Genomic DNA, 13,821 nt, shown 5'->3' with positions numbered 1-13,821 from the left:
CTCACAGCGGAGCAGGCCGACAAAATCGGCCTGGATTATACTATGTACTCCCATTATACCATCATATTGCACAATTATAAAATCATTTTTCCCATCAGATAGCGATACATTTCCTGACTGCCTCTGTCATAAAATCACATTTTTCAAAAAATCTCCTGTAATATTTTGCACTGCACCGCAGATACTATTTCTGCGAAATCATACTCTTATATTTCGCAGGAGGAGGCAGAACAATGCAGAAACAGGATACCTGCCAGCTGTTAAAGGAATGTAACAGCGGCATCAAAATGGCCGTGGACGCCATCCGGGAAGTTCTTCCCAATGTAAAAAATGAAGAACTCAGAAAAAAACTGACTGCATGTGAGAAAGAACACGAAAAACTGGGCGATGAGACCCATTCTCTTCTTCTTAAAAATCACGCCAAAGACGAAGAGCCGGGTATCATGGCTAAAGGCATGTCCTGGATCAAAACCAATCTCACCATGTCCGTCAACCCCGGAGACGATACCATCGCCAATCTCATCAGCACCGGCTGTGACATGGGCGTGCGGACTCTGCAGAAATATTTAAATGACTGCCAGAACGCCAGCGACCAGGCCAAAGCTCTGGTGAAAAAGGTCATCAAACTGGAAGAAGATCTTTCCGTGGATATGCGGGCCTACCTGTAAGAAAAAAGAACCCCGGCATCTGTTTCGCCGGGGTTCTCTTTTTCATTTACAGCGTCAAAAGCCAGTGCCTATTGCCCGACTTGCACGCTCTGTTATTTTACATCGTAAATATTGCAGGATTGATTGGTAAGGGTGTTAGACACGTACATGATCCGCATCTTTCCATTTTCCATCAGTTTCACTCCCTCCGGTTCCCGGAAAGAAAGTCTGGCCGCCCCTTTGATTACCTTGCGGGACATGGCTCCCGTACCATAATCCCAGGTGCGGATGATGGTCGGCTGGTATTTTCTCGTGCGGTCATATCCTTTCAGAAAAGACTTTCTCGGGCTGCCCTCGATGGTACAGATTTTTGTCCCATCAATATCAAATCCCTGGAAATCACCTGTGGTGGCCGGAAGAACGATCTGTTCAATGGGATTTCTCACATTGATTCTCGTTCCGTTCATCAGCTCATAAATCTGAAAATACTGTTTACCCTGATAGGTAAAACGGACGCCCAGCTTTGAACTGTCAGCACTCACCGCCGGATACACATTGGTCACATACTTTCCAGTGGTTCCCTTTGGAATCTTATAATAAACAGAACCGTTTTTCTTGAGGATCCGGTTCTTCTGGAAAGTAAAGCAGCTGACCGCCCTGGATACATCGGAACCTTTTGCCGCATTGCTGCCGGTCCACAGATATGTTTTTCCATTATAAACTGAACAATCCAGGTTGGTGGCGTGCCCAAATCCCCGCAGATCCATCTTCGCAGTGGTATATTTACCCAGTCCTTTATACTTTACCCTGGTGATCCTCAGATTGCCGACACTGGGCTTCGTCATCTGGATAAAATAATAATATCTGGAATCATATGTAAAAGATTGAATCCACCGACGGGAAGCCAGCTTCGTTACCGTCTGTACCACCGTCAGATCGCTGCTCTTTGGCTCCTTCGGCGTCTTATCCTTCTTCACTACCTTTGACTTCGCCTCCACCTGCGTTTCCGGCGCCTCTGTTCCCGGCAGCAGTCCCAGTCCCAAAGCTCCGCCCAGGCACAGCGCCGCAAAAGAAAACGCTATCCACTTACGTTTTTTCATCTTCTCTCCTCTCTATTGAAACACACTTTACTTCTCTTTGTAATACAACATGCAGTGACAGTAGCCTTCAAAGTTCTCGTCGGCAATCTGCTCACGGAACTCTTTGCACATACATTTATTCTCCGGCGTCCGCTCAAGCCTGCACGGACAATAACCTCCCTTCTTTGCCAGTCCCTCTTTCACCATAGCAACAACTTTCTCATCGGGATTCAATTTGATCTTCATATTTTGCCTCCTGATCTTTCCTGTACTCTCCTTCCATCATATGCACTTTCCCTGATTAATACACAATTTGTACATTTCTTAACCATTCCCATGTATTTTCTTAACAGAATCTTAACATATAAATATGAATAAAATAAGCCGGAAAAAACATTCGTTCTCATATCCGAACATTTTCCGGCTTGATTTCTATATTCAGCGTCCTACTCCGCAGGTCTCGCGATCTCCGCAATACGGCTCTGACGGGAAGCGTAATCCCGCTTCAGAATCGACGGATAATTTCCCGTGATGGAAGACATGGTATATCCGACCAGTTTGCCGTCCTCCCATCCGTACTCTACGAAAATCTCCACATGATAGATGTTTTTATAACGTCCGTTATAACCTTTCTGATAAAAAACCAAATCTCCCGGCAGCAGTTCCAGAGAGGAAACAGATACCGCATCGTTAGCCACCACCTTGTCATTGCTGGTCGCCCACTGAGCCATGCCGGCCGCAGTGTTGCACCAGGAAGTGGTTCCGCCCAAAGTCATACCCACCGTCAGATAACACCTTCCGCAGAAAGAACTGCAATCCGCAGAACGTTTACCCATGCGGTTTCCCTGGCTGTAACTCATATTTTTGGCCTTATAAAACTGCTGGGCCTTGGCTACCGCCTTATATGCCTTTTTGCTTGTGACAGACACTACACATTTATAGGACTTCTTGCCGACCCTGGCGGTAATAACCGCATTTCCCTTTTTCACAAAAGACACTCTGCCGTCCGCCGCCACCGTCGCCACATTTGGCTTGCTGGACTTCCAGGTCACAGCCTTTCCAGCCTTTAAATTCTTCACTTTTAATTTCACCGGAGACATTCCCACATAGGCCGTCACCTGAGTTTTGTTCAGTTTCATCTTTCTGCTTTTCTTCTTCGCCTCCACATTGACCGACGAAGTAAAAGCTGCAAAAAGCAGCACAACCATCAGTAACTTTAATACATTCTCTTTCTTAAAAATTCCCGCGTACATTTTTATAACCCTTTCTCTTTTTACATATCAGGTAACATGATACCACAGAATATTAAAAAATGCACCCGAAAATTTAATATTTATGTAACAAATCTGCGAATTTTGGCGATATGACAGCCCTGAGTCACCCGCTCTCACACAGTTTTCCTTACATTTCACCCCATGAAAAATAAGATTATGCTATAATATATACAAATTTGCCAATACACTTCAGGAGGAAATCACATGAAATTTCACAGAGTTCTATTATTCACTACCATACAGATGGACATCACCCCGGTGGGAGACGATATCCATATTCTGCTGACCGGCGGCGACAACCACCGCATCGGCTGCACCGCTTTCAGCGTTCCAAGAACAGCCGACCCGTCCGAGGCGCTGGCCGATTCACTGGATGAAGAACTGGATCAGGCAGCAGTGGACGCCGACAGCATCCAATGCGACACCACCGTCATCAAGAGCGACGACAACGCCGACGCTTCTTTCTGTGCCTACGTGGCAGAAAACATCGCCAGGCAGACCGGCCAGCGGACCCTTTGCACCGGCGGCGTGTACGTGGATGATCCCGACGAACACCAGCTGGACAAGCTTTACGAAAATATCGACGAAATGATCCAGGATTGGGCAAACTTTTTGACCGACTAAGACCCGACAAATCCTGTTTCTTCTATATATAATAAAGGATGCCGCGCTGTACTGCACGGCATCCTTTCACTTTCTATCATATATATTTTTTAATCTCATCCGTTCCGTCGTCTTCTTCTGACAACGACCACACCGCCTGCAATCACTGCTGCTGCCAGAAGACCTGCGTACAACAGAATCTGGTTGTTATCACCGGTCTTCGCGGAACGGGAGCTTCGGCTGCTGCTTCCGGAGCCGGAGCTTCCACTGCTGCTGTTGCTATTGTTTCCATTGCCACTGCCCGGATTGGCTGCCGCCGGCTCCTGAGTGGATGGTTCTTCCTGGTAATAACCCTCACTGTTACCCAGAGTGTTCACAATGTTCACTTCACCGGTGGTCTGGTCCATGGACAGTGTCACATTGCCCTCACCGGTTACCGTGTACGGGAAAGTCGCCTTGTCAATGAGCTTACCATTCTCATCGGTCTCCATGACCGCATAGGTAATCTGCTCCGTACCACTGGTACCGCCCAGAGGGACTTCTACGGTCACAGTGCCATTGTTGTTTAACTTCACCACATCGGTCGGATTGTCCGCCACATTTCCCTGGGCATCTACGGTAAAGATACCGGCGTAGAAAGTGTCGTCGGAGGTGATCATGTTACCGGAATCCATGACACTTTTGGTGAGGGTGATACGGCCGGTGACATAGTAACCTTCCGGAAGATCCCCGTACACATTGCTGATGGTAGCGCTGGCATTGGCATTTGTGTCCAGAATAATCTCCGGCGCTTCTCCGGCATTGGATGCCTGCGCATCTTCCCCTGCCATGACCGTAAACATATTCCCTGCCTCTGTATTGGTGAGATCCGCACTGTAAGGAATCGCCTCACCGTTTTCATCCAGCTCGAAAACATAATACGGTTTGCTGGTGACCGGCAGATTATCAAAGGTCACAGTATTACTGCTGGTACCACGAATGGTCACCGTCTGCCGCCAGTTATCGCCGCTGTACCGGTATTGTCCCTGGGAATCCATGAATAATCCGATATCAAAGGAAGCGTCCTCTGCAGTGGTTTCTAAAAGCGTACCATTATTATTGTATTTCAAAGCTTTGGTCACCTGAATACTTCCCAAACTGTCAAACTGAATCCCCTTCGGCTGTGCTGTCACATCATAAATCCAATGGCTGCCATCGGTCATGTATGGGATAGCCACCAGAAGCGGGCTGATAATGCCATAAGCATTGGCATTGGTCTGCAGTACCAGATACATCCCCTGGTCAAGACCGATATCTTCCTTTCCCTGGAAAACTGCCACACCGTCCACACCGTTCACAGTCTCCGTATACACTGTCTCTTCCGCCGTAAGTCCTGTCTCCAGGACAGCGTCCTCCAGCTTCTGCGCAGCTTCCCGGTTGGCTTCTCCGGTGGTGATGTCGTTGATATCTGTCCCGGTCAGACTCTCCAGATCTTTCAGTTCATCCACCAGTGCAAATTCGATATAATTATGATCGGTACGGATATCTGCCACTTTATATAAGGTCAGCTCCACACCATTTTTATTGGTCGTTTCCTGTGACTGGATATCCTGGAGTTCCACAGTAATACTTCCTTTTGCCTTTTCGTCATAAGCATTGGACACTTCTGATGTATTACTGTCATCTGCATATACATTTACACGGGCAAATGCACCGAACACCATGGAAAGCACCAGCAGAAACGCCAGGAAAACTCCGTATTTTCTTGTTGTTAAAGATCTCTGCTTCATTGGTTCGCCTCCTCCTTCTTTTTACGGCTGTTATTTCTTATTCTCCTGATCAAACGGATGATTCCGTAAATAAGCGCTATCAGTACGATTCCCACAGAAAGCAGGAATGTCTTCTGAGACAGGAGCCACTGCCATAAAGTCTCATTCATGGTCTTCGTCTGATCACCCTGCGTCTCATCATAATCAGTCCTCTCCGCATGGATCAATAAACGGTGGGAATTGATCCCATATGGGGTACAGGTGACCAATGTCACCAGATCTCTCCCCTGCTCGATCCCCAGGCTGTCCACCTGCTCCGGCAGGACCGTCTCAATGGCATACACTTGATATGCCAGCGTCTCTTTTAAGATGTGTATATAGAAAACATCGCCTTCCTTCACCTGATCCAGGTTGGTGAAGAGCTCTGCCGTCGGCAGTCCCCGGTGCCCGGTCAGCACACTGTGGGTACTCTCTCCTCCCACCGGAAAGGATGTCCCTTTCAAATGTCCCACACCGATGTTCAGCACATCGGCCGAGGTCCCGTGGTAGATGGGGAGGTATACATTGATGCCGGGGATCTCAATGGCTCCCATGACACCGCTCTCCTCCATATCCAGGATCCCGTCATACTCCGGGTCTGCATCGGCATCCCCTTGGGTAAACGCATCCCGAAGGACCGCGCCGCTCCCGGCCAGTCTCTCATTATATTCCACGGCCTCCTGCTTATACGCGTCAAGTTCTTCCTGCTCCATCTTTGCCAGGTTCTCATCATACTCCGCCATGACCGTCCCCTGATGGAGCTGGTTATACAGCGTACTGATCGTCGGATAGTTAAAGATCAGGAGACCGGCCGCCAGCAGGAGCACCGCAAATGCACCGATGATCTTATTCCTCATGCTGTCTGCCCGCTTTCTTCTTTCTGTGCCGGATGCCCGCCAGGACCAGAAGGATCACCGCGACTGCTGCCGCTGCCAGATAGGCGTTCCACATCGGGTCCCATCCGCTCTCCTGCCCCGGCGCCTTTGCCTGCGCCTCCTCGTAAGGGATCCTCGTCCCCCGCACCAAAAGCCGGTGGCTGTTGATGCCGTAAGGCGTGCAGGTCACCAGTGTGACATAGTCTTCATTTTTATCAATCAACAGATCCGAGATGTCCTCCGGGAGGACAACCTTGATCTGATCCACTTCGTAAGCCAGCGTCTGATTCAGGACATGGATGTAAAACACATCCCCTTCTTCCACCTCAGACAGATTATTGAACATCTCTGCTGTCGGCAGCGCCGTATGCCCGGAGATCACTGCGTGGGTCCCTTTCCCGCCCACCGGCAGGGAACTGTTCTGCAGATGTCCCGCGCCTTTCTCCAAAGACTCACTGCCTGTGCCATGATAGATCGGAAGATAGATATCCTGGCCAGGAATCTCGATGCTCCCCATGACGCCATCCCCTCCGATATTCAGCAGATCTTCATACTCCGTATTCTGTTCCTCCAGCGCCTCCGCATTGAACGGGTCTGTGAGGACCACATTTCCCAGAAGGCTCTCGTTATACTTCCTGGCCTTCTCCAGTTCTTCTTCAATCTGTTCCTGTGACATCTTTGCCGCTTCCTCATCATAGTCCGCCACAACCTGACCCTGATGATGGCCCATGTACCAGCTGCTTACCACCGGGTACAGCACCAAACCGGCTCCTCCGAGAAAAAGCAAAACGATTATTATAATAGGAAGAAATCTTTTCACTGCGCTTCTTCTCCTTTACTATTTCCGCAGGAGCCGGGCTGCCCGGCCCCCGCGGTCTGCATTTTTTGTCTCACTTTAAAATGTCTTTCTGACCGCAGCCCATGTGAAAACACATGGCTGCGGATTCAGGATATGTTAGTTTTTCTTTATTATCTGTCATCCCATGATATACCATGGGATTGAGATATTATTGTTGATACATTTATGTATCTTTTTAGACTGTTGTCTTTATGAACTGTAGTCTTTATTCCCGACTAGGCTCTTTTCTTCATAGCGATGAGAGCAAATGCTGCGCCTGCCATGATGACGATACCGCCGATAGTGAAAAGGTAGGTACCCATGCCACCGGTAGATGGGAGGGAGAAGCCACTATGGTTTACAACATCTATGGAAACAATTCCATTATCTCCAATGTCAATACCTGTTGCATCATTATTTACTTTATACTCAAATTCATAAGTATCTTCGTCTCTATTCGCATCATAAATCTCTACTTTAATTGGAGAAGTTAATAATGTATATCCATTTGGTGCCTTTAACTCTTTTAAGTAATATGTTCCTGCTTTTATTGTTTTTCCAAACTCAATAATACCATTTGAATCAGATGTTCCCTGAGCTACCCGGTCTGTACATGCTTCATCCCTATATAAATCAAATATAGCTCCTTCTAACGGTTTACTACTTTGATTCTTTTTATTGACTTGGATTTTAAAAGAATATACTTTTTTATTATCTTGACTAGTTATACTAGAACCAGGTTTATTTGTATATTCTAAAACAACAGTATTATCATTACCAACGCTACCTACAACGGCTTTTTCATTAATCTTGGCCGTGTATGTTACGACAATCTGCTTTCCTGCTTGTGCAGTCACCTGCGCACCTGTCAAAGAAATTGTTAATTTCTGATTTGCAAAACTATAAGTATAATCTGTATTTTCCTTTAAAGTAGTCTTTCCATCTTCTGTAACAGACTCAACTCTAATATTAGAAATACCTTCACTTGTTTCTTTTTCAAAAGTCAGGCCCTCTGACATTGTATCAGTAATAATATATTTTAAAGTGCTTTTATCATAGGAATCATCATATATAGGAACACTCGGACCAGTAAGAGTATACGTAATATCATCTCCTACTCCTGCTGTATCTGTATCTGCTGTTTTATCAATAGGAGGTACTTTTTCATTTTTTGGTTCCACTATAAACTTATATTCCCAGTATGACCCATTTTTATTTGTTCTTGGTACAGAAATAAAAAATGGTTTACTTGCAACATAACCTGAAGGCACTCCTGTTTCTACAACCAGATAATATCCAAGATTAATATCTGGAATTGTTACATATCCAAAAATCTCATTGTTTTCACTTTTCTCTGCTGTTGTTCCCGTGTATGCTGCTGTAATCTTATTTTTTGTAATTATATCTTGAATATCTTTAACTTTATTCTCTAAAGCTGTGGTATCCACATTTCCCAAAGTATCTGGATCTAATCCTTTAATATCTGCATAGCTATCCTCTAATTCCCATTTTGAATATGTTCCATTTTCTCCTGGAGTAAAAGATGCAATTTTATATAAACTAAAAGTTACACCTCCTACTTGTCCGTCTACTTCCCCATTTTTTCCATAATCTTTCTTAATAGTTACTGTACCCTTCTTACTTCCATCAACGGTCGTAGGTATTGATTCCGCCTTTGCTCCTACTGCCGGCAGTAAGGTTACGATCATAACCAGCGCCGCAGCCATTGCTATGAGTTTTTTCATTAATTTCTTCATAGTTTTTGTCTCCTTTTCTTTTTATATTTTTTGTTATGGCCTTTTTGACCTTTTATGATATTTGGGGCTGCTACACATTGCTGTTTCCACAGCCCGCAATATCATTTTTACTACGTTTTATATTAAGCGGGGCGAGCTCTTACCCCGCAAAATATTAAATTGATTGTTTACAAGTTACCTGTTGTTATGTAATGTTATCTTTTTGTTTTGTTATGTACGCCGCGTCTTCTGCGGTAGTAGATGGTGCTTCCAGCTGCCAGCGCAATCATGGCGGTTCCGGCGAGAGTCAGCATGAAGATGTTGCGACCACCGGCTTCTGGCATGGTGAAGAGTTGATTATTTTTAATATTAAAGGTATTTACATCATAATAATATGTCGTCTCTTCACCCACTGTTTCTGTATAGTAATAGTCTCCATCCGCTCCATCTGTATTTGTAATCGGCAGAATTACTTCAACCGGGTTTGCTAAAAGACTATGACCACTAACTGTTTTTGTTTCAATCAGGTAGTATGTTCCTGCTGGCAATCCAGTGATTGTAAGGTTTGGATTGTATTCACCCTCATCATTTTTTCCTGTGTTATCAATTGTAACAAGGGTATCAATTTCTCCACTTACACTATAAACATATTGACCACTACTTCCAGTAAATTTAAGTGGATTTTCACCATTTTTATCACGGCACAACTGGAACTCCACACCTGCTAACAACTGGTCATCACTGCCTGTCTTCACAACATTTACGTTGAATGTCTTTAAAATGTTAGTGATAACATATGGATCTTCTTGTGTGCCAGTTCCTGCTACCGTCTCATTGACTTCATAATATGGATTGAAGGAATCATTATCGGTCTCTTCATCTGCAGAATCTATAACCTGATAATAGTTTGTGTCTCCATCTACAGTTAATCCGTACACGTCAGGTTCATTTTTTTCACTATTAGAAACTTTCCGTACTTCTTTAACGTAATAAGTAATATCCTGGTTGTTTGCATCCTTCACCGGCACATTTTTAAATGTGCATTTCCAAGCCGGAGCATCTACATCTTTTACCTGAATCAAAGATAATACTGTTTTATCTTGATTATTTTTTTCTTCTTTGAAAAGACCAAACTTTACTGCTTCGCGTTTTCTGGTATCAGAAGCATCACTTCCCCATGCTTTTTCAGCGTAAATGTCTTTTATCTTTTTACTATTAGTGACTGTGACTTGGGCATTTTGGCTTAATAAAATGCTACCTTTTCCAACTGGCTGACCGTTATCATCTGTAACATCAGAATTGCCAGCCGTCTCTTTCACTACATTTATAGTAGGCGCATCATACGTGGCTCCATCCAGTCCTGTTTCTTCCACATCAAAACTGGTTCCAGACATAATATCAGTTATAGAAACCGTATATCCAACACGGATTGGAATTTTGCCATCCTCCGTTTTTCCTGCAGGTTCACCCCCCTCTATCTGATTAAAGTTACTATTATAATATTTTGTGTCATTTCCTTCACCTTGGGTTATGTAATACTCTCCTTCATACGGCACCAGATTTCCATCTGTATCCTCCAACTTTACAAGCAATGTAAATGTATCGTTAGCCTGATACTCCTGACCTTCCGCCATATATTTGGTTATCTGAAGTTCATTCATATTACTTTCTGCACAGTTATTTTTAAATTTGATAACCGCATTTTCACTGACTACTTTTGGTTTAGACTGAGCAATATAATTCTGATTTGGTTTAACTTTATCAGGATCACCCACATCTGTATCTACCGTCTCTTCTTTATCATTAATATACTCTACCTCCCAGCCATCAATTTCTACTTTATCAAACTCATCGGAGTCTACGGCAACTTCCTGAACATAATATTTCAGGTTTGGGTTTATATCTTCAAATACTGCTGTTTCGCCAGATTTTAATTTAAAGATGTTTCCATCGCCCACTTCTCTGGTTTCTCCTGTCAGCTCACCATTTTTCTTGACTTTATATAGTGTTCCTTTTGGAATTACCTCATATACTTCATCTTCAAATTCTTCGTCCTGAAGATACGCTTTAAAAGAAAACTCAATATTGGCATATTTCTTTTTATCCGTATTAGTAATTTCTTTTGTTATCTCGATGGTATCGCTTTTTTTTGGAGGCATATTAAATTTCAGAGAGCAATTTGATGCCCCTGCACCTCTTTCTAAATAGAAAAATTCCAAACGGTGTGTTGAATTATTCGTAAAAGTCTCTCCACTTAAATCAAATATCTCGCTTAAAGAAGCTTGCCTCTCACCATTAACGTAAACCTCTCCTGTAGCAAAGTTAATTGATCCAGACGCCGCATTATGGATACCACCAATATCAAGCACCAGTTTTCCACCAATGAATACCCATACATCATCGTCTCCGCTAAACTCAAATGTCATATCCTGTCCATTTACTTGTCCATTTTCTGGTTGAGTAAAATCAAATCCGATATGCATTCCAAAGGTATACTCTTTATCCCACGTACTATCGTTCCACTCTGAAAACGGCATAAACGCGCCATTAATTGTCTCATTGCTACTTCCCTTTACTTTTGCTTGATTATAAACAATAAAATTCCTTTCTGTATTATTTTCACTGATATCATAATATGCGTAATTAGAATCACTATCGTAACTGTAATAACCAGTATCTGGATTATAAATAAACAAATGATTTAGTCCATAATTTTTACTATCTGTGTTCCAACTTCCATCAAATAAACTTTCCAAACTATCCGTTCCTAAATTATACACAACATGTTGATCTTCTGTTTTATCTATGGATGGATCATTCACAAAATCTATCTTTTTTCCACTCAATACCGGATATCCGTTTTCTGACAAATCAGCTGCAACCAAACCTTGCGTCACCGTTTTATCGCCTGTCCACTGACCAACATCGCCTCCAAACTTCAATCCACCGAAATTATCTGCATCGTCATAATTAAATAAATCAATATCAATCAGTCCTCTGGTATCAGCTGTTTTAATCTGACCCGGCTCCGCATCATAACCATATCCACCATTCGAGCTATAGATAAACTTCACCGGCTCACTGTTCACATCTGACCAGTTCATACCATCCAGACTGTATTGAAGATAACCGTTTGTGTATCTCAGGTAATCTACCTCAATGGCATTATCTCCTTCTCCAACAACAGTGTAACTATATGTATAGTTACTAATACTTGGAATCACTTCATTATCGTTACGAACATCAAGGTTGTCTCCAATACTCATTAAATTAACATCCTTTTGATTCCGATCACCATATGACAACTGCTCTCCATTCTGTGAATAACACTGCGCACTGGTTGTCAGCGAATCATCCGAATAAACAAAGACAACACATTGATTATTCTCCAGATTTCGATAGGAAGTATCTCCAGTTAACTGATACATCATAACTTTTTGACCAACAGAATTTTTTCTTCCTGTCAATTTTGTGATTTTTTGAGCATCTTCGGCGATATTGTAATATGTTATGGTATTTTTTATCGCTACATACGCCCCGGTAAAACGATATGTTGTATAACTTTCTTGAACGCTATATAACTGATTATTCGTTCCGGAAGAAGATATTGTACTAGTATACAACACAGGATTGGCGTCTTCTGTTTCCAATATCAAATTACCTTCAGATACAGTTGCAGTCATGTCAACATATCTATTTCCATCTTCCTGCTTTACCATATGAATCTGTGATGAAAAATTAAATGTATTATCCTCCCTATCGTCATTTCTTATCCACGTTATAGTAAATACAGAAAATGAATCTGTAACAAATTCTGCTTTTTCAATTTTTTGCGTTTCTGTTGTCTTTACATCTTTCAACTGATCATTTTTTGACATATCGACAACTTCTTTTACCTGACCTTCTTCATTTTCTTCCAGGTGCATCACAGTTACATTTGAATCTGTTGTATCATCTTTTATTTCTACTGGTACAGCAGATTCTTTGTATTCCATTGACACCTGAACTTCTCCGTCAGGTTCTACTTTATTTCCACCTTCATCTACAAAAGTAATATCATATGCTAAAAAACCTGCAATATCATACTCCTCATTCGTAGCTTTTTCTTCCAGCTTCTTCTCTACTTCCTGATATTGCTCTGTTGTTTTATCATCATCTTTTAATACAGGTACTACTTTGAGAGTTGCACCTTCTGGAATTGCATTTTTTTCATTAGCACCAACTGTAATTTTTACATCATCATCTTCATATACAAGATCTGCCGAAACTGTTGTCTCTTCCTCTGATTCTGATGTCTCCTCAGCAGCTTCAGAAGTTTCTTCTTCACTTCCAGTCGTTGCTGTTTCCTCAGCTTCCTCTGTCTCTTTCTTCTCAGATATTTCAGAAGCTTCTTCTGTCTCTTCTTTCTTTTCTGTGGTCGTTGCTGTGGTAGACTCTTCCTTTTTCTCCGTGGTTGCCCCTGTAGTTTCTTCCTTCTTTTTCGTGGCCTTCGTCTCAGGAGCCTCCTCTTTCGTTTCTTCGGTCTCTTCTGAAGACTTCGACGTATCTTTACTATTATCTGAAGATTTCTCTTCCTCCGATGTACCTTCATTCTTTGCCGTTCTGGTCTCTTTTGCCTTTTGTTCTGTGGTGGTCGTCTCTGCTGCCGGAGTGTCCGCCAGTATGGAGACGCTGTTGCAGATGACCAGCACCATACAAAGCAGGAACGCGATCATTTTTTTCTTCATTTTACTTTTCATGGCTGCCTCCTCCTATTTTTTATTCTTCTGAACTAAAGCATTGTCTATCAATTTCAACATTTCCAAGGCGCTTCGAAAATTCTGTTCTTTCTTTCCTTCGGCCCAGAGAATACTGCCCTGCCAGGTGCCGTGCTGATCGTTCAGCACTTTGATGAGAAAAGTCTGTTCTTTATATCCTCCTGCCTTCACATCTCAAAACCCCTTTCCATTTATGATATTTTCAGAATTATTAATGAAATTTTA

11 protein-coding genes are annotated in these 13,821 nt (G+C 43.1%); 2 read left to right on the top strand and 9 right to left on the bottom strand.

The genetic code is table 11. From position 1 onward, the window contains the following. Positions 1–233: 233 nt before the first annotated feature. Positions 234–668, top strand: a complete 435-nt coding sequence (locus B5E53_RS15490; RefSeq protein ID WP_087316640.1) for a hypothetical protein — start codon at positions 234–236, stop codon at positions 666–668. A gap of 92 nt (positions 669–760) precedes the next feature. Here B5E53_RS15490 and B5E53_RS15485 read toward each other — a convergent pair whose 3' ends face one another. From B5E53_RS15485 to B5E53_RS15475, 3 genes are all read right to left on the bottom strand, one after another. After that, positions 761–1,747 (bottom strand): hypothetical protein, encoded by a 987-nt coding sequence (locus B5E53_RS15485; RefSeq protein WP_087316638.1) that lies wholly within the window; start codon positions 1,745–1,747, stop codon positions 761–763. A gap of 27 nt (positions 1,748–1,774) precedes the next feature. Beyond that, entirely contained in the window at positions 1,775–1,972 is a 198-nt protein-coding gene (locus tag B5E53_RS15480; protein WP_087316636.1) for a ferredoxin-thioredoxin reductase catalytic domain-containing protein, read from the bottom strand. Between the two features lie 200 nt (positions 1,973–2,172). Further along, entirely contained in the window at positions 2,173–2,979 is an 807-nt protein-coding gene (locus B5E53_RS15475) for an NlpC/P60 family protein (RefSeq protein ID WP_087316634.1), read from the bottom strand. 225 nt (positions 2,980–3,204) lie between these two features. On the opposite strand from B5E53_RS15475, the gene B5E53_RS15470 reads away from it, so the two are divergent. After that, on the top strand, positions 3,205–3,624 hold the full coding sequence (locus B5E53_RS15470; RefSeq protein WP_087316632.1) for a hypothetical protein: 420 nt from the start codon (positions 3,205–3,207) through the stop codon (positions 3,622–3,624). Positions 3,625–3,719: 95 nt separating this feature from the next. Here the strand turns inward: B5E53_RS15470 and B5E53_RS15465 are convergent, their stop codons facing one another. From B5E53_RS15465 to B5E53_RS19555, 6 genes are all read right to left on the bottom strand, one after another. After that, positions 3,720–5,372, bottom strand: coding sequence for a pilin N-terminal domain-containing protein (locus B5E53_RS15465; protein ID WP_087316630.1), 1,653 nt, complete (start codon positions 5,370–5,372; stop codon positions 3,720–3,722). Beyond that, positions 5,369–6,247, bottom strand: coding sequence for a class C sortase (locus B5E53_RS15460; RefSeq protein WP_087316627.1), 879 nt, complete (start codon positions 6,245–6,247; stop codon positions 5,369–5,371). Before B5E53_RS15460 ends, B5E53_RS15465 begins: the two co-directional genes overlap by 4 nt. Next, positions 6,237–7,085 carry a class C sortase gene (locus tag B5E53_RS15455; RefSeq protein WP_087316625.1) on the bottom strand — a complete coding sequence of 283 codons (849 nt, stop codon included), beginning with the start codon at positions 7,083–7,085 and terminating at the stop codon, positions 6,237–6,239. Before B5E53_RS15455 ends, B5E53_RS15460 begins: the two co-directional genes overlap by 11 nt. Positions 7,086–7,339: 254 nt before the next feature. Next, complete coding sequence (locus tag B5E53_RS15450) at positions 7,340–8,860, bottom strand: SpaH/EbpB family LPXTG-anchored major pilin (RefSeq protein WP_087316623.1); 1,521 nt, start codon at positions 8,858–8,860, stop codon at positions 7,340–7,342. Between the two features lie 194 nt (positions 8,861–9,054). Further along, a complete protein-coding gene (locus B5E53_RS15445; protein ID WP_087316622.1) occupies positions 9,055–13,578 on the bottom strand; it encodes a fibro-slime domain-containing protein in 4,524 nt (1,507 codons plus the stop codon). Between the two features lie 12 nt (positions 13,579–13,590). Beyond that, the gene (locus B5E53_RS19555; protein WP_204245535.1) at positions 13,591–13,767 is read right to left on the bottom strand and encodes a hypothetical protein; all 177 of its coding nucleotides are present in this window, start codon (positions 13,765–13,767) and stop codon (positions 13,591–13,593) included. Positions 13,768–13,821: the final 54 nt, after the last annotated feature.

Source organism: Eubacterium sp. An11 (genome assembly GCF_002161065.1).
Lineage (GTDB): Bacteria > Bacillota > Clostridia > Lachnospirales > Lachnospiraceae > Anaerobutyricum > Anaerobutyricum faecale.
This window is presented reverse-complemented; position numbering and strand designations above follow the sequence as displayed.